General features: G+C 66.2%; 24 protein-coding genes. 17 read left to right on the forward strand and 7 right to left on the reverse strand.

Features of this window, described 5'->3' with window-relative positions; all coding sequences use genetic code 11:
- Nucleotides 1-96 precede the first annotated feature (96 nt).
- Nucleotides 97-438 (reverse strand): RNA polymerase-binding protein RbpA, encoded by a 342-nt coding sequence (locus tag IHE57_RS09575; RefSeq protein ID WP_209326050.1) that lies wholly within the window; start codon nucleotides 436-438, stop codon nucleotides 97-99.
- Between the two features lie 62 nt (nucleotides 439-500).
- Nucleotides 501-1,274 (reverse strand): glycerophosphodiester phosphodiesterase family protein, encoded by a 774-nt coding sequence (locus tag IHE57_RS09580; protein WP_209372731.1) that lies wholly within the window; start codon nucleotides 1,272-1,274, stop codon nucleotides 501-503.
- 56 nt (nucleotides 1,275-1,330) lie between these two features.
- Between IHE57_RS09580 and IHE57_RS09585 the strand changes: the two genes are divergently transcribed.
- The 15 genes from IHE57_RS09585 (at nucleotide 1,331) to IHE57_RS09655 (ending at nucleotide 16,186) form a co-directional block, all read left to right on the forward strand.
- A complete protein-coding gene (locus IHE57_RS09585; protein WP_209372732.1) occupies nucleotides 1,331-1,654 on the forward strand; it encodes a hypothetical protein in 324 nt (107 codons plus the stop codon).
- A gap of 239 nt (nucleotides 1,655-1,893) precedes the next feature.
- Nucleotides 1,894-2,703 carry a septal ring lytic transglycosylase RlpA family protein gene (locus IHE57_RS09590; RefSeq protein ID WP_209372735.1) on the forward strand — a complete coding sequence of 270 codons (810 nt, stop codon included), beginning with the start codon at nucleotides 1,894-1,896 and terminating at the stop codon, nucleotides 2,701-2,703.
- Nucleotides 2,704-2,987: 284 nt separating this feature from the next.
- Nucleotides 2,988-4,340 carry a flavin monoamine oxidase family protein gene (locus tag IHE57_RS09595; protein ID WP_209372737.1) on the forward strand — a complete coding sequence of 451 codons (1,353 nt, stop codon included), beginning with the start codon at nucleotides 2,988-2,990 and terminating at the stop codon, nucleotides 4,338-4,340.
- Between the two features lie 58 nt (nucleotides 4,341-4,398).
- Nucleotides 4,399-5,922, forward strand: a complete 1,524-nt coding sequence (locus tag IHE57_RS09600) for an APC family permease (protein WP_209372739.1) — start codon at nucleotides 4,399-4,401, stop codon at nucleotides 5,920-5,922.
- Complete coding sequence (locus tag IHE57_RS09605) at nucleotides 5,919-6,326, forward strand: helix-turn-helix transcriptional regulator (protein ID WP_209326056.1); 408 nt, start codon at nucleotides 5,919-5,921, stop codon at nucleotides 6,324-6,326. Before IHE57_RS09600 ends, IHE57_RS09605 begins: the two co-directional genes overlap by 4 nt.
- A gap of 19 nt (nucleotides 6,327-6,345) precedes the next feature.
- Entirely contained in the window at nucleotides 6,346-6,756 is a 411-nt protein-coding gene (locus IHE57_RS09610; RefSeq protein WP_209372741.1) for a VOC family protein, read from the forward strand.
- A 5-nt stretch (nucleotides 6,757-6,761) separates the two neighbouring features.
- Nucleotides 6,762-9,137 (forward strand): ATP-binding cassette domain-containing protein, encoded by a 2,376-nt coding sequence (locus tag IHE57_RS09615; protein ID WP_209372743.1) that lies wholly within the window; start codon nucleotides 6,762-6,764, stop codon nucleotides 9,135-9,137.
- A 170-nt stretch (nucleotides 9,138-9,307) separates the two neighbouring features.
- A complete protein-coding gene (locus IHE57_RS09620; RefSeq protein WP_343071920.1) occupies nucleotides 9,308-9,778 on the forward strand; it encodes a transglycosylase family protein in 471 nt (156 codons plus the stop codon).
- Between the two features lie 249 nt (nucleotides 9,779-10,027).
- Nucleotides 10,028-10,477, forward strand: coding sequence for a DUF1801 domain-containing protein (locus IHE57_RS09625; RefSeq protein WP_209326060.1), 450 nt, complete (start codon nucleotides 10,028-10,030; stop codon nucleotides 10,475-10,477).
- Nucleotides 10,478-10,533: 56 nt separating this feature from the next.
- Nucleotides 10,534-11,043: a hotdog fold domain-containing protein gene (locus tag IHE57_RS09630; protein ID WP_209326061.1), complete on the forward strand. Its 510-nt coding sequence runs from the start codon at nucleotides 10,534-10,536 to the stop codon at nucleotides 11,041-11,043.
- 240 nt (nucleotides 11,044-11,283) lie between these two features.
- Nucleotides 11,284-12,030: a DUF5058 family protein gene (locus IHE57_RS09635; RefSeq protein WP_209326062.1), complete on the forward strand. Its 747-nt coding sequence runs from the start codon at nucleotides 11,284-11,286 to the stop codon at nucleotides 12,028-12,030.
- 10 nt (nucleotides 12,031-12,040) lie between these two features.
- Entirely contained in the window at nucleotides 12,041-12,769 is a 729-nt protein-coding gene (locus IHE57_RS09640) for a hypothetical protein (RefSeq protein ID WP_209326063.1), read from the forward strand.
- A 95-nt stretch (nucleotides 12,770-12,864) separates the two neighbouring features.
- Nucleotides 12,865-14,097, forward strand: coding sequence for an amidohydrolase (locus IHE57_RS09645; protein ID WP_209372745.1), 1,233 nt, complete (start codon nucleotides 12,865-12,867; stop codon nucleotides 14,095-14,097).
- Between the two features lie 4 nt (nucleotides 14,098-14,101).
- Nucleotides 14,102-15,535, forward strand: coding sequence for an amidase (locus IHE57_RS09650; RefSeq protein WP_209372747.1), 1,434 nt, complete (start codon nucleotides 14,102-14,104; stop codon nucleotides 15,533-15,535).
- 135 nt (nucleotides 15,536-15,670) lie between these two features.
- Nucleotides 15,671-16,186: a ferritin gene (locus tag IHE57_RS09655; protein WP_209326066.1), complete on the forward strand. Its 516-nt coding sequence runs from the start codon at nucleotides 15,671-15,673 to the stop codon at nucleotides 16,184-16,186.
- A gap of 136 nt (nucleotides 16,187-16,322) precedes the next feature.
- Here the strand turns inward: IHE57_RS09655 and IHE57_RS09660 are convergent, their stop codons facing one another.
- The gene (locus IHE57_RS09660) at nucleotides 16,323-17,255 is read right to left on the reverse strand and encodes an AEC family transporter (protein ID WP_209372749.1); all 933 of its coding nucleotides are present in this window, start codon (nucleotides 17,253-17,255) and stop codon (nucleotides 16,323-16,325) included.
- 83 nt (nucleotides 17,256-17,338) lie between these two features.
- Here IHE57_RS09660 and IHE57_RS09665 point away from each other — a divergent pair, with 83 nt between their 5' ends.
- Nucleotides 17,339-17,803 carry an Hsp20/alpha crystallin family protein gene (locus tag IHE57_RS09665; RefSeq protein WP_209372751.1) on the forward strand — a complete coding sequence of 155 codons (465 nt, stop codon included), beginning with the start codon at nucleotides 17,339-17,341 and terminating at the stop codon, nucleotides 17,801-17,803.
- A gap of 107 nt (nucleotides 17,804-17,910) precedes the next feature.
- Here the strand turns inward: IHE57_RS09665 and IHE57_RS09670 are convergent, their stop codons facing one another.
- Nucleotides 17,911-18,630, reverse strand: coding sequence for a class I SAM-dependent methyltransferase (locus tag IHE57_RS09670; RefSeq protein WP_209372753.1), 720 nt, complete (start codon nucleotides 18,628-18,630; stop codon nucleotides 17,911-17,913).
- Between the two features lie 132 nt (nucleotides 18,631-18,762).
- Between IHE57_RS09670 and IHE57_RS09675 the strand changes: the two genes are divergently transcribed.
- Nucleotides 18,763-20,022, forward strand: coding sequence for an aspartate aminotransferase type Ic (locus tag IHE57_RS09675; protein WP_209372755.1), 1,260 nt, complete (start codon nucleotides 18,763-18,765; stop codon nucleotides 20,020-20,022).
- Nucleotides 20,023-20,144: 122 nt separating this feature from the next.
- Here IHE57_RS09675 and IHE57_RS09680 read toward each other — a convergent pair whose 3' ends face one another.
- Genes IHE57_RS09680 through IHE57_RS09690 form a run of 3 tightly spaced genes read right to left on the reverse strand, consistent with a single transcriptional unit; the run spans nucleotide 20,145 to nucleotide 24,932 of the window.
- Nucleotides 20,145-20,999 carry a 3-hydroxybutyryl-CoA dehydrogenase gene (locus IHE57_RS09680; protein ID WP_209372757.1) on the reverse strand — a complete coding sequence of 285 codons (855 nt, stop codon included), beginning with the start codon at nucleotides 20,997-20,999 and terminating at the stop codon, nucleotides 20,145-20,147.
- Between the two features lie 35 nt (nucleotides 21,000-21,034).
- The gene (locus IHE57_RS09685; protein ID WP_209372759.1) at nucleotides 21,035-21,538 is read right to left on the reverse strand and encodes a peptide deformylase; all 504 of its coding nucleotides are present in this window, start codon (nucleotides 21,536-21,538) and stop codon (nucleotides 21,035-21,037) included.
- Nucleotides 21,531-24,932 carry a pyruvate carboxylase gene (locus IHE57_RS09690; protein ID WP_209372761.1) on the reverse strand — a complete coding sequence of 1,134 codons (3,402 nt, stop codon included), beginning with the start codon at nucleotides 24,930-24,932 and terminating at the stop codon, nucleotides 21,531-21,533. The genes IHE57_RS09685 and IHE57_RS09690 overlap by 8 nt, the downstream gene beginning before the upstream one ends.
- Between the last annotated feature and the right edge of the window lie 66 nt (nucleotides 24,933-24,998).

Raw genomic sequence — 24,998 nt, forward strand, 5'->3', positions numbered from 1 at the left:
CCGCCGCTCGGAGGCCCCGGGCACGTCGCTGAGACGACCGAGGGGGTGCAGGTCCGATGACCTGCACCCCCTCTCGGCTGTTCGCCCGACACGGGCTCAGCCCTGTGCGGGAACCTCTCCGCGTCGGATCGCGAGACGCTCGTCGAGGAGCACCTGGAGTTCGTCGAAGGACCGACGCTCAAGGAGCATGTCCCAGTGGGATCGCACGTGCTTCACAGGTTCGCCGTCGGGCTCGTTCATGCCGACGCGCACGCCGATGCCGTGGAGTCCGGAGTCCCAGGTCGAAGGGACCTCGGCTTCGATGGAGAAGGGCACCTTGAACCGCGTTCCGTCCTCGCATTCGAATTCGACCATCTGACGCGGTGCCGGCTCGACGCCCTCTTCGCTTTCGAGGCTGCGTGAGCCCAACTGTGTTCCGCGGAGACTGCGTTCGCTCATATCTAAGACCTTCCGACTCGACTGCACACCTTGGACGCAATGTAACAGTCTACCGCTTCCTCCTATTCCCCGGAACGCCGCGTGCGGGCGAGCACCTCGAGGCCCATTTCGACCCGGTCGGTGACGATGCCGTCGACACCGAGCTCGAGCAGGGACCGCATCGACTCGGCCTCGTTGACCGTCCACACGTGCACGAGCAGGCCCGAACGATGCGCGCGATCGACGAAGTCGGCCGTGACGACGGGAAGCCCCTTGAACCGCTCAGGAACCTGCAGGGCATCGACCTCCGGCGCCAGCGGTGCCGCGCCGTGTGCGGGGAGCCCAGGGAGCCGCCCGAGCGCGAACAGCGCCGTCTCGGCCCTGCCGGTGGAGGTGCGCACTCCCGGCAGGGCCGCGCGCAGCCTGCGCAGGGTCGCCGAGTCGAACGACGCCAGGCGGATGCGATCGGCGGCATCGTGATTGTGGACGAACCGGATCATCGGTCCGATGCTGTGCGCAGCCTTGACATCGATGTTCCACTCGACCCCGGGAAGCTCCCCGAGCAGGGTCTCGAGACGCGGGAGGCGCCCTCCTGCGATGAGTTCGACATCGTCGAGCTCGGCGGCGGTGAGTTCGACGATGCTGTCGGCGCGTCCGGCGATGCGCTGCAGATCGGAATCGTGTGCGGCGAAGAGAACACCGTCGGCGGAGACGTGGACGTCTGTCTCCATCCAGTGGACGCCCATTGCGGCAGCAGCGCGGAAGGCGTCGAGCGTGTTCTCGCTCATGTCCGGCCACAGGCCGCCACGGTGCGCGATGATCTCTGGGTCTGCGGTGACCTCCGGCTGGGAATTCATTCTCCGATCCTATCCGGGGTGTTGATTTCGACCCGGGCGTCGTCAAGGATGGTCACATGAGCTCACATCGCGAACCCATCGAACCCGACGACGTCATCGACTCGACCTCGAAGACACCGACCGAGCGCGTCCGCTGGGCGGCAGGTCGTGCCTACGGCGCAGCCAGCAGCGGAGTGAAGAATATGCGTGAGGCGACTTCGTCCTCCCGCCTCATCGAGTCCGCGGAGAACACGATGCATCGGGCGCTGGGCAGCGTCTCTCACGCAATCGACGATGCAGTGCGCAGCGGCAAGGTCGAACGAGCCTTCGACAGAGCGCAGGCGACCGTGACCTCGGGCGCCGAAGGGGTGCGCAAGCTGGTCTCCCGCAGGTCCCGCTGATCTCCCCGCACCCTCGCTCCTCGCCCTGAGCGGCTCGGCTCGGAGGCGGAAGCCGTTTCTCGCTGTGGCACACCGAACCGGTGTGCCACATTGCATTTGTAACAGTTCCTTAATTAGACTGTGCTCAGGTAACGATCCGATAACTTGGAGTCTTTCCTCGCGAGCAGTGCTGCGACGAGGGCTTCCCCCGCATCTCCGAGTTGACGAGACATTCTGTGACGACGACGAGGAACACAACTGTGGGCAGACACTCAGCACCGAGCACCAAACGGAGCGGTTCGATCTTCTCGGCTCTGACCGCGAAGAAGAGATCCGGTCGGCATTCTCCCGACCGCAGCGCGAACACGGCCGGGGGAGTGCTGGCCGCCGTACGCACACGACCGGTGCTCTCAGCATTCATCGTGCCCACCGCCGCCACTGCCGCCGTCGTCGCCTCGAGCCTGGCCATGGCTCCCGAGGACGCCGCCCCGGGCGGAGAAGTCATCGCCGAAGCGCCCGCCGTGGCGACCGCCGAGCCGACCAAGGCCACCGACGACTTCCTGGCCAAGGCGAAGAAGCAGGCCAAGGAGAAGCCCGGCGAGATCACCATCGAGACGAAGGTCGAGACCCCGAACCCCGAGCCCGAGAAGCCGAAGCAGAGCGAATCCGAGCAGCCGGCCGAGACGGGCGGGTCCGCCGGCGGCGGTGAGTCCGCGAAGGGCGGATCCGCCTCCGACGACAACGATCAGCCCTCGAAGTCCGGGGAATCGGCCGGCGAGTCCGGCAGCTGCCCGATGTCCTACTACGGAGGCGGCGACGGATTCGACGGCAGGCAGACCGCCAACGGAGAGGTCTTCGACACGAACAAACTCACCGCGGCGCACAAGTCTCTGCCCTTCGGCTCGAAGGTCAAGATCACGAACACCGCGAACGGCAAGTCCGTGACCGTGCGAGTCAATGATCGCGGCCCGTACCACGGCAATCGCTGCTTCGACCTGTCCAAGGCCGCCATGGAAGCCGTCGGCGGAGTCGGCGCCGGTCAGATCAACGGCAAGTACGAGGTGCAGTGATCCGCGCCGACGGCCTCTGATGCCTCAGTGACTGCCCACCACGCGGTCCGTGCGATTCTGCACGGACCGCGTGTGCGCATCTGCGGAATCCATGATTCGGGCCGGGGCAAGAATTTTTCCGACCGCCGAGGTCCGCAGGCGAGGTCGACGCTTGGGCCCAGACGTGCGTGTTCGTCAGCGGCCGAGAGCCGATGCGGATTCCGCACCCCCGGGTTCTCGCCTTGGCAGAAACGCATGGGCTGGCTAGTCTGAACCCATCCAAACAACTGTCGGAGGAGATCGCTATGTCGGAAGAAGCCTGTGATGTCGTCATCGTCGGAGCGGGCCCGACCGGCCTGAGCGCCGCCCGGCGACTGCGCAGGGAGGGACGCAGCGTCATCGTCCTCGAAGCCCGCGACCGCGTCGGAGGCCGTACCTGGACCGATCATATCGACGGACAGATGTACGAGCTCGGCGGCCAATGGATCTCGCCCGACCAGACCGCACTGCTCGAACTCGTCGCAGAACTCGGCAAAGAGACCTACCCGAGGTACCGCGACGGCGACAGCGTCTACATCGCCCCCGATGGGACCCGCACCGTCTACAGCGGCGACATGTTCCCCGTGGCGGAGTCGACCCGGGCCGAGATGGAGCGGCTCATCGCCGTGCTCGACGAGCTCGCGGCCAGGATCGGACCGAAGACACCCTGGGACGCTCCCGACGCGGCCGAACTCGACTCCATCTCCTTCCACCACTGGCTGCGAGAGCAGTCGGACGACGAACTCGCCTGTGAGAACATCGGACTGTTCATCGCAGGCGGCATGCTGACGAAGCCGGCCACCGCCTTCTCCGCCCTCCAAGCGGTGCTGATGGCCGCCTCGGCGGGGTCCTTCACGCACCTCGTCGACGACCACTTCATCCTCGACCGTCGCGTCGTCGGCGGCATGCAGTCGGTGTCCGTGCAGATGGCCGCCGAGCTCGGCGAGGACACCGTGCGTCTGGGACAGCCGGTGCGCAGGATCGACTGGACCGCCGACGCGGTGACGGCTTCCACGGATGAACTCACCATTCGCGCCGACCGGGCGATCATCGCAGTCCCGCCGAACCTCTACTCGCGCATCACCTTCGACCCACCGCTGCCACGACTGCAGCAGGTCTTCCACCAGCATCAGTCGATGGGCCTGGTCATCAAGGTCCACGCCACCTACGACACCCCGTTCTGGCGCGAGCAGGGCCTGTCCGGCACGGGATTCGGTGCCGGACGCCTCGTCCAGGAGGTCTACGACAACACGAACCACGAGGAGGAGCAGGGCACGCTGGTCGGCTTCATCTCCGATGTCCGCGCCGACGCCATGTGGGCACTCGACGAGGAGACGAGGCGAGAGCAGATTCTCCGCTCCCTCGCCGAGTTCCTCGGCCCACAGGCCCTCGAGCCCCGGGTGTTCTACCTCTCGGACTTCGGTGCCGAGGAATGGACCCGCGGTGCGTATGCGACGAGTTATGATCTCGGCGGGCTCCATCGGTGGGGCCGGTATCAGAACGATCCGGTCGGCCCGCTGCACTTCGCCAGCTCCGACATCGCGGCCGAAGGCTATCAGCATGTCGACGGAGCGGTGCGGATCGGAACCGCCACCGCCGAGCGGATCCTCGAGGACTGACCCAGCCGTCACAGACATTGCGCCCGACCGCCCGAACCGAGCCTGAAACGACCGAGCCATGAGCAGCACATCGACGTCACCGTCGCCCACCTCGGGCGGACTGAGTTCGAAGGGACTCTCCGCCGGCAAGATCGGGGCCATCGGGGGAGCCGTCATCGGCATCTCCTGCATCGCTCCGGCCTACACCCTGACGTCCGGACTGGGGCCGACGATCTCCGAAGTCGGAGTCCACACCCCGGCGGTCCTGCTCATCGGCTTCGTGCCCATGCTCCTCGTCGTCTTCGGCTACCGAGAGCTGAACACGGCGATGCCGGACTCCGGCACCACCTTCACCTGGGCGACTCGGGCCTTCGGACCATGGCTCGGCTGGATGGGCGGCTGGGGGCTCGTCGCGGCCACCGTCCTCGTGCTCTCGAACCTCGCGGCCGTGGCGGTGGACTTCCTCTTCCTCCTCCTGTCCCAGGTGTTCTCCGATCCGCAGATCGCCGAACTCACTCGTGTCCTGTGGATCAACATCCCCGTCACCGTGCTCCTCACGGCCGCCGCGGCCTGGGTGTCCTATCGCGGGGTCGAGGCCACGGAGAAGCTGCAGGTGTGGCTCGTCGCCTTCCAGGTCCTCGCTCTGGGCTGGTTCGTCATCGCCGCGCTCGTCCATGTCGCCGGCGGCACGGCCTTCGACGCGACGCCGGTCTCACTCGACTGGTTCAACCCGCTGTCCGCCGGTGACTTCTCAACTGTCGCCGCCGCGGTGTCGCTGTCGATCTTCCTGTTCTGGGGCTGGGACACGGTGATCACGATGAACGAGGAGGCGAAGGACCCGGAGAAGACACCGGGCAGGGCCGCGCTGCTCACGATCCTCGCGATCGTCATCATCTACATCGCCTGCACCGTCGCGGTCATCTCCTTCGCGGGAGTCGGCAGCGAAGGCCTGGGCGCAGGCAATCCTGACAACCAGGAATCGATCTTCGCCTCCCTCGCCGGTCCTGTGATGGGCCCGTTCGCGATGCTCGTCTCGATCGCCGTCCTCTCGAGTTCCCTGTCGTCTCTGCAGGCGACGATGGTCTCGCCTTCGCGCACGATCCTCGCGATGGGCCACTACGGTGCCCTGCCGGAGAAGTACGGACGCATCTCACGGCGGTACAAGTCACCCTCGGTTGCCACGATCACCTCGGCCGGGGCGGCGATCATCTTCTACGTCGTCATGCGGCTGCTGTCGGAGAACGCCCTGTGGGACACGATCACCGCCCTGGGGCTCATGGTCTGCTTCTACTACGGCATCACCGGCCTGGCCTGCATCTGGTACTTCCGCCGCACGCTGTTCACCTCGGCGCACACACTGTTCTTCCGGTTCCTGTTCCCCCTCATCGGGGGAGTGACCCTGCTCATCATCTTCTTCACGACCGCGATCGATTCGCTCGACCCCGACTACGGTTCGGGCTCCTCCGTCTTCGGCATCGGTCTCGTCTTCGTGCTCGGCATCGGGGTCCTCCTCCTCGGTGTGGTCATCATGATCGTCCAATCGATCCGCCACCCGGCCTTCTTCCGGGGACAGACCCTGCGCCAGGGCGTCGACGCGGGATGAGAGAGCAGCTGGTCGCTCTGCGGCGGGTCCGCGACCGCATCGACCGGGAGTTCGACCGGCCTCTGAGCGTCGAGGCCCTCGCGGCGGGCGAGCACATGTCCGCCGGTCACCTGAGTCGGCAGTTCAAAGCCGCATTCGGGGAGTCCCCGTACTCCTATCTGATGACGCGCAGGATCGAACGCGCCATGGCGCTCATCCGCCGCGGAGACCTCACGATCACGGAGATCTGCTTCACCGTCGGCTTCTCCTCTCTGGGCACCTTCAGCACCCGCTTCAGCGAGCTCGTCGGCGTCTCGCCCCGCCAGTACCGCGACGGCGTCATCGCCGGCGAGCACCGGCTGCCGACGATCGTGGTGAAGAATGCGCTGAGACCGGTCAGGAATCGAGAAGCCCCGCCGTCGTGAGCGGTCTACGATTGCTCACATGGATATCTCGATCAGCGCCAGCTTCCTGCCCCATGTCGATGCCGAAGAATCCCTCGCCTTCTACCGGGACGTGCTCGGCTTCGAGCTTCGGCTCGATGTCGGTTCCGGCCGGATGCGCTGGCTGACGGTCGGTCCCGTCGACCAGCCCGGCACGTCGATCGTGCTCACCCCCGCCGTCACCGATCCGACCATCAGCTCCGCCGAGCGCGAGGTCATCGAATCCCTCATGGCCAAAGGCAGCTTTGCCGCGATCGTGCTGGCGAGCACGGACGTCGACGCGGCCTTCGCCGAGGTCGAGGCCAAAGGCGCCGATATCGTCCAGGAGCCGATGGACCAGCCCTATGGGTTGCGCGACTGCGCCCTGCGCGATCCTGCAGGGAACATGATCCGCATCCAGCAGAAGGGGTGAAGCCGGTGCACGCGGCCGACAGCCATGATCTCATCCGCGTCAGCGGGGCGCGGGAGAACAATCTGAAGAACGTCACCGTCGACATCCCCAAGCGTCGGCTGACAGTGTTCACCGGAGTCTCCGGATCGGGCAAGAGCTCATTGGTCTTCCATACGATCGCCGCCGAATCGCAGCGGATGATCAATGAGACGTATTCGGCCTTCGTCCAAGGATTCATGCCGGCCATGGCCCGCCCGGAGGTCGATGTCCTCGAGGGGCTGACGACCGCGATCCTCGTCGATCAGGAGCGGATCGGGGCGAACCCGCGGTCGACGGTGGGCACCGTCTCCGACATCAACGCGAAGCTGCGCACCCTCTTCGCCCGCCTGGCCGAACCGAACCTCGGCTCGACGAACGCCTATTCGTTCAATGTCGCCACGATCAGCGGAAAGGGCGCCGTCACCACCCAGAAAGGGGAGGGCAAGCAGGTCGAGCGCCGGAGCTTCTCCGTCAACGGCGGCATGTGTCCGCACTGCGAGGGAATGGGCACGTCCACGGACATCGACATCGCCGAGGTGATCGACGAGTCCAAATCCCTCAATGAGGGAGCGATCACGATTCCCGGGTACAAGCCCGGAGGCTGGAACGTCCGCTTCTACTCCGAATCCGGGTTCTTCGACGCCGACGCACCGATCTCCGACTATGACCAGAAGGCACGCCGCATCCTCCTGTACGCCGAGGGCGAGAAGATCAGGATCAACGGCACGAACATGACCTTCGACGGCCTGATCCCCAGGATCCGCCGCTCGTTCCTGTCGAAGGATCGGGAAGCGATGCAGAAGCATGTCCGGGAATTCGTCGACCGCGCCGTCGTCTATGCCGAATGCCCCGAATGCGCGGGCACCCGTCTCAACTCCGCCGCCCGGAGCTCCCTGGTGGCAGGGAAGTCCATCGCCGAGGTGTGCGCCCTGCAGATCTCGGACATCGACGAGTGGCTGGCGCGGATCGACGACGCGGCGGCGACGGCCCTGCTCCAATCGCTGCGCGCCGACGTCCAGGCCTTCATCGACATCGGGCTCGGCTACCTCTCACTCGACCGTTCGGCGGGATCGCTCTCCGGCGGCGAGGCGCAGCGGATCAAGCTCGTCCGCCATCTCGGCTCCTCGCTGACAGACGTGACCTATGTCTTCGACGAACCGACCATCGGCCTGCACCCGCACGACATCCAGGCGATGAACGAGCTGCTGCTGGCGCTGCGGGACAAGGGCAACACGGTCCTCGTCGTCGAACACAAGCCCGAGACGATCCGCATCGCCGATCACATCATCGACCTGGGTCCCGGCGCCGGGGGCAGCGGGGGAGAGGTCACCTTCTTCGGCACGGTCGCCGAGCTGCGCGAGAGCGACACCCTCACCGGTCGTCACCTCGGATACACCGCCGCGCTCAAGGACACGGTGCGCAGAACTTCGGGAACGCTGGAGATCAGGGGAGCGGCCTCACACAATCTGCGCGACGTCGACGTCGACGTGCCGCTCGGTGCGCTCAGCGTCGTCACCGGCGTCGCCGGTTCGGGCAAGAGCAGCCTCATCGAGGGGTCGCTGCGCGGTCGGGACGGCATCGTGATGATCGACCAGGCTCCGATCAAGGGCTCGCGGCGCAGCAACCCGGCGACCTACACGGGGATGCTCGACCCCGTTCGCAAGGCCTTCGCCAAAGCGAACGGAGTCCGGCCCGCCCTGTTCAGTGCGAACTCCGAGGGTGCGTGTCCGGTGTGCAACGGAGCCGGCATCATCTACTCGGATATGGCGCTCATGGGCGGCGTGTCCGCGCCCTGCGACGAATGCGAGGGACGAGGCTTTCAGTCCCAGGTGCTCGAGTACACGCTCGGAGGGCTGAATATCCGGCAGGTGCTCGACCTGCCCGTGATCTCGGCCCTCGAGCACTTCGGCTCGGGGGAGTCGCGGATCCCCGCCGCGGCGAGGGTCCTCACCATCCTGGCCGAGGTGGGCCTGGGCTATGTCAGCCTCGGACAGCCGCTGACGACGCTGTCCGGGGGAGAGCGTCAGAGGCTCAAGCTCGCGGTGCAGCTGTCGGCCAAGGCCGCCGATTCCGCACAGGTGATCATCCTCGACGAACCGACCACCGGACTCCACCTCGCCGATGTGGAGAATCTGCTGCGCCTGCTCGACGGTCTCGTCGACGGAGGGCGCACGGTCATCGTCATCGAACATCACCAGGCGGTCATGGCCCATGCCGACCACATCATCGACCTCGGTCCGGGTGCCGGGCACGACGGCGGGCGCATCGTCTTCGAAGGCAGCCCTGTCGAACTCGTCGCCGCAGCGTCGCAGCCGGAGGCGACCCTGACCGCGCGGCATCTGGCAGCCTACGTACGCGGATGACGCGGGGGAGCTGTCCCTCTCAGGCTCTGCTGAGGCTCTGCGGAGACGATTCGGATGCCATAATCGCTCTTTCGGGTTCACTCGGCGAGACGAATTCGTTACGGTGTATAACGGCTCGGTAACGGCCGGGTTACAGAACCGAAATGCAGTCGTACTTTGGAGATGACACAGTGAACCTCTACAGCACAAGCCTTCGCAAGGTCGGCCTGCTCGTCGGTGCCGGCGCGATCGCCGCCGCCGGAATGACCGGCCTGAGCGCAGGCCAGCCGGCCCAGGCATCCGAGGGCGGCGTCTGGGACAAGGTCGCCGAATGCGAGTCCGGCGGCGATTGGGACATCAACACCGGCAACGGCTACTACGGCGGCCTGCAGTTCTCCAAGCAGACCTGGAACGCCTTCGGCGGAAGCGGCACGGCCGACCAGCACAGCAAGAAGGAGCAGATCCGCATCGCTCAGAAGGTCCTCAAGGAGCAGGGCCCGGGTGCCTGGCCGACCTGCGGCAAGAAGGCCGGCCTGACGAAGTCCAACGGAGCCGCCGATGACGGCGGCGGCAAGAAGGACGACGGCGGCTCAAAGGACGACGGTGGCAAGAAGGACGACGGGAAGGTCGGCCTCGGCGGAAACGTCACCGTCAGCGGCTGATGATCTGCCGGTCCGATTGACTCGGATGCACGACGCAATGGCCGCGAACGACGCGCATGTCGTTCGCGGCCATCGTCGTCTCTGCGATGAGATGCTGGTGCACGACGAGAACTGGCAAGTTGCAGCGAACCGAGTGTCTGCGAGTGTGCGGCCCCTCCAGTATATCGCCGATAATATACATTATGTTAAGTAGATATCGGTGGACCCCTTCCCGACTGCCGATGAACACCGACACCGACAGGAATCGATATGGCGCACAGACAGCCCGCGATGCGGCCGACCGGCGAACCCGTGGCCGATGTGCTCGACCGCGCCCGCGGCCCCAGGCGCCCGGAGGCCGATGAGCTCTGCGCACTCCTCGCCGAGGTCTCCGGCCAGGAGCCTGTCGTCTGGGCCTCACGGATCATCGGCTTCGGCGAGGTCGAATACCGGTACGAGTCCGGACACGGCGGAACGATGCCCCTGCTCGCCTTCTCCCCCACGGCGACGCGCCACACCATCTATCTGACGAGCGACTTCGCGCAGCGATGGCCCGATCTCGTCGACCTGCTCGGCGAGCACCGCCGCGGGACCGCCTGCCTCTATCTCACACGCCTGAGCAGAGTCGACCGCGATGTCCTCAGGCAGCTGCTCGAGAGGACGCTCGCTCACACGCGGGACGAATGGTCGAATCAGCGCGCGACGGGCGACAGCGCATAGTCGGTCAGCGGGACTGCTAGGGTCTACCGATAGGTAACTCCGGAAAGGATCCTCCCATGACCGCAGACACCACGACCGCAGCAGAGACCGACGGCGCACCGGCGATCTACAGACTCTGGCAGAAGCTGAGCAGGCAGCCGCTGGGCAGATGGCTCTTCACTCAGGGCGTCTGCTTCAAGGCGCCGTACTTCCGCACCGTCCATCCCCGCATCCGCGAACTCCGCCCGGGTCTGTGCCGCGTCAGCGCCCCCAACCGCCGCGGGGTGCACAACCACATCGGCACCTTTCATGCCATCGCCTCGTGCAATATGGCGGAGATCGCCGCGGGCGTCATGACCGAGGCGACGGTTCCGACCACGCACCGCTGGATTCCGACCGGAATGACCGTCGACTACAACGCCAAGGCCACCACGGCAGTCACCGCGATCGCGCGGCTCGATCAGCTCCCTGAGTTCGGCGACGAGAAGTTCGACCTCGTCGTGCCCGTCGACGTCCTCGACGCTGCCGGCAATGCGTTCGTCACCGCCGCGATCACCATGCGCATCTCCAAGAAGAAGGATCGATAACCGGCGCTCCCGCCGCCGGCTCCGCACGGAGCACTCCCCCGCCGACCATCCGCTGCGCAGTCCGGTCGATTCTGCTCATGACCATCATCGGCATCTTCGTTCTCGGCAATTGGGAACTATCGCCTCAAGTCTGTGATCTGGGCCTCACTCGCGATACGTTACTGGAACACGTGATGGAGTACACGAGGTCGTGGACTCATCGCGCGGCGATTCCGACGACAGCGAAGTGAGGAGCCTGCCATGGCTGCAGCCAGCGGATCGGCCGACTACATCGGCCTCGCGAATGCACCGATTCTGTGGATCCTGGCGATGGCGGTGATGGGCGTCGTGGTCGTCCAGTCGCTCATCTACATGTCCGCAGTGAAGAAGAACGCCGAATCGGCCGGGATGAGCCAGCAGGAGGTCCGCTCGGCCTTCCGCGCCGGCGGAGTCGCCGCGATCGGCCCGTCCCTGTCCGTGGTGCTCGTCGCCATCGCACTCCTGCCCCTGTTCGGCACTCCCCCGGTCATCGTCCGGGTCGGTCTCATCGGCTCGGCCGCCACCGAAGTGGCCTCCGCCTCGCTCGCCGCCGGCACCATGGGCGCCAATCTCGGCGACGAGACCTTCACCCGCGGCGTCTTCATCGTCGCCCTCATGGCCATGAGCCTCTCCGGCGCAGGCTGGATGATCTCCACGCTCATCCTCACCCCGATCTTCAAGCGCAGCTCCAACCGGCTCGAGAAGGTCAATCCCGCGCTCATGTCGATCATCCCAGGTGCCGCACTCCTCGCGGCGTTCGCAGCACTGACCTTCCGCGAGATCCCGAAGTCACCCACCCATGTCATCGCCGTTGTGGTCTCGGCCATCGTGATGAGCATCTGCCTGCTCCTGGCACACACATTCAGACAGCACTGGCTGAAGGAATGGGGCCTGGGCATCTCCCTGCTCATCGGCCTCGTCGCGGCCTACTTCGCCCACTACGCCGGTCTCGGCCTTCCCGACGCCTGAGGAGACAGCCATGTCATCGATCATCACATCGCCCTCCCATGCGGCCTTCGAACGCACCACGACGAGGTGGGGCTCGATCACGCTGTTCATCGGATTCCTCATCGCCACCTCGGTGCCGTTCTATCTGCTCTTCGTCGCCGATGCGAACATCGACTTCGGTCAGATCCTCAAGGGATTCCTCGCAGTCTTCGCCGTCTACGGTGTGTTCTACATCGTCGAACCGCTCACCTACTTCCCGATTCTGGGGCCGGCCGGAATGTACCAGGCATTCATGATCGGCAACGTCTCGAACAAACTGCTGCCGTCGGCCATCGTCGCCCAGGATGCGATCGGAGCGAAGCCGGGCACCCGCAAGGGCGAATATGCGGCGACCATGGCCATCTGCGGCGCCGCCATCATCCACGTGGCCTCGATGGTCGTCTTCGTCGGGCTGCTGGGCACCTGGCTGGTCTCGCTCATCCCCGAGCCCGTCACTCTCGTGGCCAAGCTCTACATCCTCCCGGCCATCCTCGGCGGCGTCACCGTCCAGCTCATCGCCTCCCTCAGACAGGTCAAGTCGACGATCATCGCGCTCGGCCTCGCGGCGCTGGTCATCCTCGTGCTCATCCCGCTGGTGCCGGTGCTCGCTCCCGGCGACGTCGCCATCGTCGTCTTCCTCACCATCCTCATCACGTGGTTCACCCGCAACAAGGCCGTCACCGACAAGAAGGACGGCGGCGAGACCGTGGGAATCAACTGATCCATCCACACCGCGAACACTCCGACCGAAACCGCACCGGCCTGCGAGGATGACAGCAGACCGCAACACAACAGCCCCGAGGGAAAGGACCCCCGATGTCTCTCCGACCCGCACTGCGCGAGGCGATCACCGGCGATCTCGATCAGGTCGTCGCCGATTACACGCACTTCCACCGCACTCCCGAACTGTCGATGCAGGAGACGAACACAGCTGCGGAGATCCGCCGGCGCCTCGAAGCACTCGGCCTCGAACCCCATTCGTTCGGCGGCACCGGAGTCGTCGCGGTCATCGAGAACGGCGATGGCCCCGTCGTCGGCTATCGGGCCGACATCGACGGGCTGCCCATCGATGAGGCGACAGGACTCGACTACGCCTCCCGCGCCGAAGGCACCCTTCCCGACGGTACGACGACGAAGGTCATGCACGGCTGCGGACACGACACCCACATCACCGTCGGCCTCTATCTGGCCAAATACCTCGCCGAGCACAGGGACCTGTGGTCGGGCACGGCGGTCATGATCTTCCAGCCTGGTGAGGAGACCGGACAGGGAGCGCGCGCCATGCTCGACGACGGGCTCTGGGACCAGATCACCAGGCCCGAGGTGGTCTACGGTCAGCATGTGTGGCCGGGGCGGGCCGGCCATATCTATGTGACGAAGGGGACTGCGATGGCCATGTCCGACTGCCTCAGGGTCACCGTCAGGGGAAAGCAGGCACACGGTTCCCAGCCGGAGAACTCCGTCGACCCGATCGTCCTCGGCGCCTATATGATCACTCGTCTGCAATCCGTGGTCTCCCGTGAGATCTCCGGTCGCGATATGGCCGTCGTCACGGTCGGCACCTTCCACGGAGGACTCAAGGAGAACATCATCCCGGAGTCCGCGGAGTTCACGCTCAACATCCGCACCTTCACCGAGGAGGTCCGCGAGGTCGTCCTCGACCGCGTCCGCCGCATCATCCTCGCCGAGGCGACGGCCTCGGGTGCGCCCGAACCGGCGATCGAGGAGATGTACCGATTCCCCCGCTGCTACAACGATCCCGATGAGACCGAGAGCTTCGTCGCCGCGGCACGAGCTGAGGTCGGTGAGGACAATCTCCGCTTCCAGCAGCCGGCAACCGGCAGCGAGGACTTCGGGGCCTTCGGCGATGAGATCGGTGTGCCCTATGTCTACTGGTTCTTCGGCGCCTATACACCGGAGAAGTTCGACGGCGCCGAACCTCCTGCGGGCAACCACTCCCCCGAGTTCGCTCCCGATGACGTCGAGACCACTCTGGCGACGGGCATCCGCACCGGCTTGTCCGCGATGCTGAGCAAGCTCGGGAAGTGACAGGATGAGTGAGGAACTGCTCTGGTGCTCGACTCGGGAGCTCGCGGCCCGGATCGCTGCCAAGGAGATCTCCGCCCGCGAGGCGCTGCAGGCCCACCTCGATCGCATCGATGCGGTCAACCCCGTGCTCAACGCCGTCGTCACCCGTGACGACGAGGCCGCTTTCGTCCGCGCCGAGGCGGCAGACGCGGCATCGGCCCGCGGGGAGAGCTTCGGTCCCCTGCACGGTGTGCCGATGACGCACAAGGACACGCACGACACAGCCGGGATGCGCACGACCTGGGGATCACCCCTCATGGCAGATCGCGTGCCCGAGACCGACTCGCTCATCATCGCCCGTCTCAAGCAGGCCGGGATCACGACGACGGGCAAGACGAATGTGCCCGAATTCGCCGCGGGCTCGCATACCTTCAACGAGGTGTTCGGCACGACTGTGAACCCCTTCGATCCGACGAAGTCGGCCTCGGGATCCTCCGGCGGGGTCGGCGCCGCGCTGGCGGCGGGCATCCAGGCCTCCGGGGACGGTTCGGACATGGGTGGTTCGCTGCGCTCCCCCGCCTCCTTCAACAATGTCGTCGGATTCCGGCCCAGCAACGGTCGCATCCCGCACACGCCGCCGGCGGATCCCTACGCCTGGCTCGCGCAGAGCGGGTTCATGGCTCGCACCGTCTCCGATGTCGCACTGCTGATGAGCGTCGCCTCGGGGCCGGAACCCTCGGCACCCGCCTCGCTGCCCGAACCGGGAAGCGTGTTCGACCTCCCGGAGTTCGGTCTCGAAAAGCAGGTCTCCCCTGATCTGAGCGGGGTCAGGATCGGGTTCAGTCCCGACCTCAACGGTCTGCTTCCGATCGAGGACGAGGTGGCGAGCATCGTCGGCAGCACCGCTGAGGTCTTCTCCGGACTCGGCGCTCGCGTCGACGGCGCGATTCCGGATCTCAGCGATGCCGACGAGGTCTTCGGCGTCCGCCGCGCACTCGATTTCGTGGGGTCCTGGGGCGGCCTCTACGAGGCTCACCCCGACCGGATCAAGGACTCGGTAGTGTGGAACATCCGCATGGGGCTGGGGCTCACCGGCGCCGAGGTCGCCTCGGCCGAGGCGGCGCGGGCGCGCCTGCATTCGGAGGTCGACCGATTCTTCGCAGACCACGACGCGCTCGTGCTCACGACCTGTCAGGTACTGCCCTTCGACGCGGGGATCGAATACCCCACGGAGATCAACGGGGTGCGGCTGGAGAACTATCTCGACTGGATGCGCGCCCTGTGCCTGATCTCTGCCACCGGGTGTCCGGCGATCTCGGTCCCGGCGGGCTTCTCCGACTCCGGTCTTCCGGTCGGTTTGCAGATCGTTTCCCGACCGGGTGCCGACGTCGAGCTGCTGCGCATCGCCCATGCCTTCGAGTCCGCCACCGGGCACCATGGTCGGCACCCGCGCCTCTGAGGACGGAAGAGCAGGTTTGGCAAACCTGCGCGGAGTTTGCCGAGCCTTTCCACACTGGAATCGTTCTAGAAAAGGTGCCACGATATTGTCTAAGCAGGCGGAATGGATCCGTCTCGAAACGCAAAGGAGTAACAGATGCACCTGAGCCCCGCCATGCAGAAGGTCCTCAACGAGCAGGTCACCCTCGAACTCGAGGCCTCGCTGGTCTACCTGCAGCTGTCGATTCAGCTCGACGATCTCGACCTGCCCGGAATGACGCGTTGGATGCGCGCGCAGTCCGAGGAGGAGCAGGTACACGCCGCGAAGTTCACACAGCACTGCCTCGATCGCGATTTCGCCCCGCAGATCGGCGATATCGCCGCACCGAAGGTCTCCGGTTCGCAGCCGATCGACTTCTTCAAGGCCGCACTGGCTCATGAGGAGAAGGTCTCCGAATCCATCCGCAACCTCTACCGCACCGCGCAGTCCGAGGCCGACCTCGATGTTCTGCCGCTGCTGCACTGGTTCATCGACGAGCAGGTCGAGGAGGAGTCGAGCATCTCCGAGATCATCGGCCGCCTCGAGCGCGTCGGCGACGACGGCTCCGGCGTGCTGCGCATCGATGCCGAACTCGGTTCGCGTCATCCCGATATCAGCGCCGACAGCGAGTGATCCCAGCTCCTCTCATCTGAGTCGCGCGCACATCGAATGCGTGCGGCAGCCTGACGGCGTGTGAAGCAGCGGCCGGTCCCAAGGGGGCCGGCCGCTGTGCGTCTCATGCCGCCTGCCTGCCGGGGCCCGGGCGGGCTCAGCCGAGGACGGCCTGGGAGATGAGCAGCACGGGCGGCAGCGTGAGGAGCATGGCCACGGTCTGTCCCGCGATGAGGGCGGCCATGAGCTTCGCGTCGCCGCCGAGCTGCCGAGCCATGACATAGCCGGAGCTCGCCGTCGCGATCGACTGGAAGATCATGCCGACCAGAGCCGGCACGGCTGGGACGTCGAAGGCCAGCAGGGTCAGCAGCGTCAGACCGGGCAGCACGAGCAGTCTGGTCACGGTCGAGACGATCATCGCGCGCGCCTGCTCGCCGAAGGAGAACGGGCGCAGCCCCGCCCCGACGCAGAGGAGGCCGATCGGCAGCGAAGCCGCCGCCAGAGGATCGAGGACAGTGGCGGCAGGCGACGGCAGACCCAGCCCAGTGACATTGGCCGCTCCCCCGGCAGCGCAGCCGAGGACCAGCGGATTCGTGATGATCGCTCGGAACAGGGCGATGAGCGAGCTCGGGCCGGTGCGCAGGAATTCGAAGCCGAGGCTCGAGACGACGTTGACCGTGGGCACGAGGATCGCGGCCACGATCGCGGCCACGGCCGAACCCTCGGAGCCGAACAGACCTGCGGCCAGGGACAGACCGATATACGTGTTGAACCGGATGCCGCCCTGGAGCACCGAGGTGAAGCCGGGCAGATCGCCGGCGATGACCCGGCGAGCCAGGACGATGACGACGGACACGATCACCGTGGGGATGATCAGCGCCGCTGCCAAGCGCACAAGCGGAACGTGGGCCACGTCCACCTCGGCGACGGAGGTGAAGAGGAGGACGGGCAGCAGGCAGTAGTACGCGAGCTTCTCCGCACCGGACCAGAATTCCTCACTGCCGAAGCCCGGCAGCCGCCTGAGCACGAAGCCGAAGGCGATGAGCACCGTGACGGGGAGGAGGGCGAGAAGCACCGGTGACAGACTCACAGAACTGAGAGTTTCATGAGTTCGGAATCATTTCAAAGTTGAGTGTGTTTGACTCAATATAGGAACCGAGCGAAAGGAAGCACATGGCTACACGATTCGACCCCATCCGTGATCTCGATCGATTCTTCTCCGAGGTCACTCGCACACCGAATTCGACGACCCTGCCCATGGACCTCTACCGCGACGGCGAGGTCTTCATCGCACGCATCGACATGCCCGGCGTCGACCCGAGCAGCATCGATGTCGATGTCGAGGACCGCACCCTCACCGTGCGTGCGCGGCGTGAATCCGAGGTCGCGGACAAGGACGTGAAGTGGCTGACCAGGGAGCGCACGAACGGCACCTACGCCCGCCAGCTGACCCTCGGCAATCGGGTTGCTCTGGACAGGATCCGTGCCGACTACAGCGATGGCGTCCTGACTCTGACGATCCCCGTCGCAGAGGAGGCGCGTCCTCGCAAGATCACTGTGTCCCACACCTCGTCCGACCGCAGCGCAGACGTCGTCGAGTCGACATCGACAGATGAGGCCCGGGGCGCCGAAGGCTGACCCGGCCTCACAACGCACGACTGCACAGGGCCGCACCCATATCGGGTGCGGCCCTGCGTGTGTGGTTGGCTTCAGGCACCTGCACCCGGTGTGGAAGGAGGGAATGCTCAGGTGCGTTCGAGCAGATACGCCAGACACATGTACGGCAGCTCGATCGCACCGGTGACCGGGTGCTCGTCACGGAAGTACTCCCGCAGATTCGTCTCGACTCGCGCCCGGGTCGTCTCGTTCGACCGCAGCCAGTACGAGCGCGTGCGGGCGAGGTCGACGATCCCGTCGACGCCGATCGGAGTGGTGAACTCGACGAGGCTGCGGTCCGTCAGCCGCAGCCCCTCTCCCGGCTGCGGCCGGTACTGGGGGCGGTAGACGTCTCCGGCGTGCATGATCCTGCTCAGCCGCAGCACCCAGTCGATGCGCACGTCGAGTTGGTTGATGAGGATGAGCAGTCTGCCGCCGGGCCGGAGGATGCGGCAGATCTCGGTCGCAGCGGCCTCCTCGTCGAACCAGTGCCAGGCCTGGGCGACGGTGACGAGATCGAAATCGGCCGAGGCCAGACCGGTGTCCTCGGCGGTCCCGATCCGACTCGGCGCCGGGTTGCGCTCGAGCGCTGCGGGATCGGGATCGACGGCGACGACATCGCAGCCGCGTCCGATCAGTGTGCGACTGAGGATTCCGGTTCCCGCTCCGAGATCGCACACCCGCAGTCCCTGCCAGTCCGGGCCCGTCAGGTCGAGTGCGGCCGTGGGATACCCCGGCCGGACCTCGTCGTAGACAGCGGCTTGGGCGCCGAAGCCACGCCCGTGGGACGCCTGTGCGCGCGGTCTCATCTCGTTCCTGTCCTCCACTTCCCCAGCTGCCCCGCCCGCCGGCGGACGATCAGGCACCACTCTAGCGTCGGCGGTGTCCGGTGAGTCGATAGGATGGGACCAACGGCCCGACCCCAGCTCGAAGGAGCCAGCATGTCCTCACCGTCCGATCTTCAAGCACGCCTGGATGAGGCGTCCGCCGCTTACGAGGAGTTCGCCTCGCGCGGTCTCAAGCTCGACATCACCCGCGGCAAGCCCTCGCCGGAGCAGCTCGACCTCTCCGCCGAACTGCTCACCGCCGTCTCAGGCGATGACGTGTACACACCCAGCGGGGTCGACACCCGCAACTACGGGGGGATCGAAGGAATCATCGAACTGAGGGAGATCTTCGCTCCGCTGCTCAAGGTCCCGACCGCTCAGCTGCTGGCCGGCGGAAACGCCTCGCTGACGTTCATGGCCCAGGCGCTGACCTTCGCGCTCCTGCACGGCACCGCGGTCGACGACCGCCCCTGGGGCCGAGGTCCGCACAAGCTCCTGTGTCCGGTGCCCGGCTACGATCGGCACTTCACCCTGGCCGAGTCGCTCGGCTTCGAACTGCTGAGCACCCCCATGGACGAGCAGGGCCCGAACGTCGCCGAGGCGCAGCGCCTGGCCGAGGACCCCGCTGTGAAGGGCATGTGGCTGGTGCCGATGTATTCGAACCCGACGGGCATCACCATCACCGCCGAGCGCGCACGAGAGTTGGCGGCGATGCCCGCGGCCTCAGCAGACTTCACCCTGCTGTGGGACAACGCCTATGCGCTGCACCATCTGCGCGAAGACCATCCGGACAACCTCGACATCCTCTCGCTGTGCGCCGAAGCCGGTCACCCCGAACGGGCGTGGATCTTCGCCTCCACCTCGAAGGTCACTCATGCCGGTGCCGGCGTCTCCTTCTTCGGGGCAGGCCCGGCGACGGTCGACTGGATGATCTCGAACCTCGGCAAGATCGCGATCGGACCGGACAAGATCAACCAGCTGCGTCACCAGCGCTTCTTCTCCGACGCTGCCGGAGTCGAGGCGCATATGCGCAAGCATGCCGAGATCATCGCACCGAAGTTCGACGCGGTGCTGCGCGCACTGGAGGACGGTCTCGGACACGACGGCCTCGCGCGGTGGACACGTCCCGAGGGCGGTTACTTCATCACCCTGACGACCATGGAAGGCATCGCCGACCGTGTCGTCAAGCTCGCCGCCGAGGCCGGCGTGAAGCTCACCCCGGCCGGGGCGACACACCCCTACGGTCTGGACCCGAGCAACACCGTCATCCGCATCGCCCCGACGATGCCGAGCCTCGACGAGGTGGAACTGGCGGCTCAGGGCCTCGTCGCCTGCGTCAGGCTCGCCAGCTTCGAGAAGCTCATGGCCGGCTGACGGACACCGACGGAAAAGGGGGCCGCCGGCGAACTCAACGGTTCGCAGGCGGCCCCCTTTTCGACCGCTGACGGGCTCGTGTGCCCGCAGCTCAGTGACGGTGGCTTCGGTCCTGCCCGAAGTCAGTAGTCGTAGAAGCCGCGGCCCGATTTCACGCCGAGCAGACCGGCGTCGACCATGCGCGAGAGGAGAACGGGCGGTTTGGTCGCCAGATCACCGGTCTCGTCGTACATGCTCTGGGCCGCATAGAGGCAGGTGTCGAGCCCGACGAGGTCGGCGAGTCTGATCGGACCCATCGGATGCGCGCAGCCTCCCACCATTCCCGCGTCGATGTCCTCCTTCGTGGCGAAGCCGGACTCGAGCATTCTGATGGCGCTGCACAGGTACGGGATGAGCAGGGCGTTGACGATGAAGCCGGGCCGGTCCTGGGCCTGGATCGGATTCTTGCCGAGCACATCGGCGACGAACGAGGTCACAGTGTCCCGGACCTCGTCAGCGGTGAGCACGGAGGACACGATCTCGACGAGCGGCTGCACGGGAGCCGGGTTGAAGAAGTGGACTCCGAGCACCCGCTCGGGCCGGGAGGTCGACTGCGCGAACCGAACGATCGGCATCGACGAGGTGTTCGAGGCGAGGATCGCCTCGGGGTCGGTGACGACCTCATCGAGTTCGGCGAAGATCGACTTCTTGATCTCCTCGTTCTCGCTGGCGGCTTCGATGACGAGCTGGCGGTCGGCCAGATCGGCGATGTCTGTGGTGAACCGCAGGTTCGCCAGTGCGGCTTCGCGGGCGGATTCGTCGAGCTTGCCCTTCTCGACGGCCCGCCCCAGCGACTTCTCGATCCGGGCCTTCCCGGCGGCGGAGGCCTCCTCGTTGATCTCGCGGACGATCACCTCGAGTCCGGATTTCGCCAGCACCTCGGCGATTCCGGCTCCCATGAGTCCGCTGCCGATGACGGCGGTGCGTTGAATGCTCATAAGCTTCTCCTTCATTGGTCTGGATGAGTCGGTGTTCAGGCCATGCGGGCGAGGAACCAGTCGCTCGACCGGATGGCCTTCATCGCTTCACGGCGACGCTCCTTCGGCAGGGTCTGGACATAGACCTGCCCGTCGAGGTGGGCCACCTCGTGCTGGAGCATCTGGGCGAAGACCTCGGTGCCCTCGATCTCGATCGGTTCATTCTTCGCATCCACTCCGCGCACTCGGGCGAACTCGTAGCGCGGAGTGGGGAAGAACAGTCCGGGGACGGACAGGCAGCCCTCTTCGATGTCACGCAGCCGCCCGCCGACTTCGATCTCGGGGTTGATGACATAGCCGGTGCGGCCATCGAGGTCGTAGCCGAAGGCCCGCAGCCCGACCCCGATCTGCGGGGCGGCCACCGCAGCGCGGCCTTCCGGCCGGGAGCTGTCGACGAGGTCGGCGGCCAGAGCCTCGACGGAGTCATCGAACACCGTCACCGGATCGCAGACGCTGCGCAGCACGGGGTCGCCCCAGAGGCGGATCTCTCTCTCAGGCATCGACGACTGCGACGAGATCGCCGCCCTCGAGCTGCTGAACGTCGGCAATAGCCACCCGCGAGACCGTTCCCGCAGTCTGCGTGGTGATCGTCGCTTCCATCTTCATGGCCTCGATCGTTGCGATCGTGTCCCCCGCCGCGACCTGATCGCCCTCGTGGACCTGCATCGTGACGACTCCGGCGAACGGGCTGCCGACATGGCCGGCGTTGTTCGGATCGGCCTTCTCGGCGGTCTTGACTTCGCTTTCGACAGAGCGGTCGCGCACCTGCAGGGGACGCAGCTGTCCGTTGAGGGTGAACATGACCGAGCGCATTCCGCGCTCGTCGGTGCCGCCGACTGCCTGGACACCGATGAGCAGGTTCTTGCCCTTGGAGATCTCGACCGCGTGCTCTTCGCCCGCGGTGAGGCCGTAGAGGTACTCGGAGGTCTCGACCACGGACAGATCGCCGTAGTTCTCCCGCATCTGTTCGAACTCCTTGGTCGGTCCGGGGAACAGGAGCTGGTTGAGCTTATCCTTGCGTTCCCGGCCCGACTCCTCGAGAGCGGCGGCATCATCGGCTTCGAGGTGCTCGACCAGCGGCTTGTGAGCGCGACCGGCCAGCGCCTTCGTCCGGAAGGGCTCCGGCCATCCGCCCGGAGGGTCACCGAGGTCGCCGCTGAGGAATCCGATCACCGAGTCCGGGATATCGAACTTCTCGGGGTTCTCCGCGAACTCCTCCGGAGAGACTCCTGCACCGACGAGGTGGAGAGCGAGATCGCCGACGACCTTCGACGACGGAGTGACCTTGACCAGATGCCCGAGGATCGAGTCGGCGGCCGCGTACATCTTCTCGATGTCCTCGAACCTCTCCCCCAGGCCCAGCGCCACTGCCTGCTGACGCAAGTTCGACAGCTGTCCACCCGGGATCTCGTGCCGGTAGACCCGTCCCGTGGGTCCGGCCAGCCCGGACTCGAAGGGGGCGTAGACCTTGCGTACGGATTCCCAGTACGGTTCGAGGTCGCTGACGGCGTCGAGGCTGATGCCCGTATCCCGGTCGGTGTTCTCGAAGGCCGCGACGAGGGCGGAGAGGCTGGGCTGGCTGGTGGTGCCGGCCATGGCAGCCGAGGCCGCATCGACGGCGTCGGCACCGGCACCTGCGGCTGCGTACAGCGTCGCGAGCTGTCCGCCGGCGGTGTCGTGGGTGTGCACGTGGACGGGCAGGTCGAAGTTCTCCCGCAGGGCGGTCACGAGCTTCGCCGTCGCGGCGGGACGCAGCAGCCCGGCCATGTCCTTGATGGCGAGCACATGGGCGCCGGCGGAGACGATCTGCTCGGCGAGCCGCAGGTAGTAGTCGAGGGTGTAGAGCTCCTCACGCGGATCGAGGATGTCCGAGGTGTAGCACAGGGCCACCTCGGCGAGGGCGGAATCCGTTCCACGCACGGCTTCGATGGCCGGACGCATCTGCTCGACGTCGTTGAGGGCGTCGAAGATGCGGAAGATGTCGATGCCGGTGCGTGCGGCCTCGTCGACGAAGGCGTCGGTGACCTCGGTCGGGTACGGGGTGTATCCGACGGTGTTGCGTCCGCGCAGCAGCATCTGCAGGTTGATGTTGGGCACCGCCGACCGCAGTGCCTCGAGGCGTTCCCAGGGATCCTCGCCGAGGAAGCGCAGGGCCACGTCATAGGTGGCTCCGCCCCACGCCTCGATGCTCAGCAGCTCTGGTGTCATCCGGGACACGTGACCGGCCACGGCCAGCAGGTCGCGGGTGCGCACGCGGGTGGCCAAGAGTGACTGGTGGGCATCACGGAAAGTCGTATCGGTCACGGCCAGCGCGGTCTGCTCGCGCAGCGACCGGGCGAACCCCTCAGGACCGAGGTCGAGGAGCCGGTCACGGCTGCCCGAGGCCGGAGCGGCGGAGAGGTCGATGTCCGGGAGCTTGTCCGTCGGTCGGATGCGCAGGCCCGGTTCGCCGTGGGGACGGTTGACCGTGACATCGGCGAGGTAGTCGAGCAGCTTCGATCCGCGATCGGCGCTGACGCGGGCGTCGAGCAGATGCGGGCGCTCCTCGATGAATGCCGTCGACAGATCGCCGGCGATGAAGGAGGGGTCGTCGAGGACGGCCTGGAGGAAGCCGATGTTCGACGAGACGCCGCGGATCCGGAATTCGGCGAGTGCGCGCTTCGCCCGGCCCACAGCCTGCGCGAAGTCACGTCCCCGGCAGGAGAGTTTGACGAGCATCGAGTCGAAGTGCGGGCTGACCGCGGCGCCGGCGTGGACGGTGCCGCCGTCGAGACGGACTCCGGCACCGCCCGCGGAGCGGTAGGCGGTGATGGTGCCGGTATCGGGTCGAAACGAGTTCGCCGGGTCCTCTGTGGTGATGCGGCACTGCAGAGCCGCACCCTTGATGCGCATGTCCTCCTGGCGCAGCCCGATCTCCTCGAGCGTCTCGCCCGAGGCGATGCGCATCTGCGAGGCGACGAGATCGATGTCGGTGATCTCCTCGGTCACGGTGTGCTCGACCTGGATGCGCGGGTTCATCTCGATGAAGACATGCTTGCCGGCCCTGGGGCCTTCGGTCTCGAGGAGGAACTCCACGGTTCCGGCGTTCTGGTAACCCAGCGCCTTCGCGAACTTCAGGGCGTCCGTGTGCAGTGCCTCGGCGATCGCCGGATCGAGATCCGGTGCCGGGGCGATCTCGACGACCTTCTGGTGGCGACGCTGCACGGAGCAGTCGCGTTCGAACAGGTGGATGGCGTTCGAGTCGTTGTCGGCCAGGACCTGGACCTCGATGTGACGAGGACGCTGCACAGCCTGTTCGATGAACACCGTCGGGTCGCCGAAGGCGCCCTCCGCCTCACGCATGGCGGCCTTGAGCGCGTCCTCGAGATCCGAGGCCTGCGCGACGCGCCGCATCCCGCGCCCGCCGCCGCCGGCGACGGCCTTGACGAAGAGCGGATACTCCATCGACTCAGCATCGGCGAGCAGCTGTGCGATATCGGCCGAGGGCCGGGTGGAGTCGAGGACCGGGATGCCGGCATTGCGGGCCGCGGCCAGTGCCTGGACCTTGTTGCCGGCGAGTTCGAGCACGTCGGCCTTCGGGCCGACGAAGGTGATCCCCGCTTCAGCGCAGGCGCGGGCCAGATCCGGGTTCTCGGACAGGAAGCCGTAACCGGGGTAGATCGCATCTGCGCCGCTCTCCTTCGCGACGCGCAGCATCTCCTCGACGCTGAGGTAGGCACGGACGGGGTGCCCCTCCTCGCCGATCATATAGGCCTCATCGGCCTTCATGCGGTGCTCGGAGTTGCGGTCTTCGTAAGGGAAGACCGCAACGGTGGAGGCTCCGAGCTCATAAGCGGCACGGAACGCGCGAACGGCGATCTCTCCGCGATTGGCCACAAGAACTTTGGAGAACATAGGTGTCTCTCACTTCTGTAACGGCCGCACTGGGGCGACTGGTCGACAAGCTGTCGGGAACATACT

Origin of the sequence: Brevibacterium renqingii (assembly GCF_017808105.1) — a bacterium.
Taxonomy (GTDB): Bacteria; Actinomycetota; Actinomycetes; order Actinomycetales; family Brevibacteriaceae; genus Brevibacterium; species Brevibacterium renqingii.

Coding starts and splice junctions, on each gene's coding strand:
- IHE57_RS09575 (WP_209326050.1), bottom strand. CDS start 438: ATGAGCGAACGCAGTCTCCGCGGAACACAGTTGGGCTCACGCAGCCTC.
- IHE57_RS09580 (WP_209372731.1), bottom strand. CDS start 1,274: ATGAATTCCCAGCCGGAGGTCACCGCAGACCCAGAGATCATCGCGCAC.
- IHE57_RS09585 (WP_209372732.1), top strand. CDS start 1,331: ATGAGCTCACATCGCGAACCCATCGAACCCGACGACGTCATCGACTCG.
- IHE57_RS09595 (WP_209372737.1), top strand. CDS start 2,988: ATGTCGGAAGAAGCCTGTGATGTCGTCATCGTCGGAGCGGGCCCGACC.
- IHE57_RS09600 (WP_209372739.1), top strand. CDS start 4,399: ATGAGCAGCACATCGACGTCACCGTCGCCCACCTCGGGCGGACTGAGT.
- IHE57_RS09605 (WP_209326056.1), top strand. CDS start 5,919: ATGAGAGAGCAGCTGGTCGCTCTGCGGCGGGTCCGCGACCGCATCGAC.
- IHE57_RS09610 (WP_209372741.1), top strand. CDS start 6,346: ATGGATATCTCGATCAGCGCCAGCTTCCTGCCCCATGTCGATGCCGAA.
- IHE57_RS09625 (WP_209326060.1), top strand. CDS start 10,028: ATGGCGCACAGACAGCCCGCGATGCGGCCGACCGGCGAACCCGTGGCC.
- IHE57_RS09630 (WP_209326061.1), top strand. CDS start 10,534: ATGACCGCAGACACCACGACCGCAGCAGAGACCGACGGCGCACCGGCG.
- IHE57_RS09635 (WP_209326062.1), top strand. CDS start 11,284: ATGGCTGCAGCCAGCGGATCGGCCGACTACATCGGCCTCGCGAATGCA.
- IHE57_RS09640 (WP_209326063.1), top strand. CDS start 12,041: ATGTCATCGATCATCACATCGCCCTCCCATGCGGCCTTCGAACGCACC.
- IHE57_RS09645 (WP_209372745.1), top strand. CDS start 12,865: ATGTCTCTCCGACCCGCACTGCGCGAGGCGATCACCGGCGATCTCGAT.
- IHE57_RS09650 (WP_209372747.1), top strand. CDS start 14,102: ATGAGTGAGGAACTGCTCTGGTGCTCGACTCGGGAGCTCGCGGCCCGG.
- IHE57_RS09655 (WP_209326066.1), top strand. CDS start 15,671: ATGCACCTGAGCCCCGCCATGCAGAAGGTCCTCAACGAGCAGGTCACC.
- IHE57_RS09665 (WP_209372751.1), top strand. CDS start 17,339: ATGGCTACACGATTCGACCCCATCCGTGATCTCGATCGATTCTTCTCC.
- IHE57_RS09670 (WP_209372753.1), bottom strand. CDS start 18,630: ATGAGACCGCGCGCACAGGCGTCCCACGGGCGTGGCTTCGGCGCCCAA.
- IHE57_RS09675 (WP_209372755.1), top strand. CDS start 18,763: ATGTCCTCACCGTCCGATCTTCAAGCACGCCTGGATGAGGCGTCCGCC.
- IHE57_RS09680 (WP_209372757.1), bottom strand. CDS start 20,999: ATGAGCATTCAACGCACCGCCGTCATCGGCAGCGGACTCATGGGAGCC.
- IHE57_RS09685 (WP_209372759.1), bottom strand. CDS start 21,538: ATGCCTGAGAGAGAGATCCGCCTCTGGGGCGACCCCGTGCTGCGCAGC.
- IHE57_RS09690 (WP_209372761.1), bottom strand. CDS start 24,932: ATGTTCTCCAAAGTTCTTGTGGCCAATCGCGGAGAGATCGCCGTTCGC.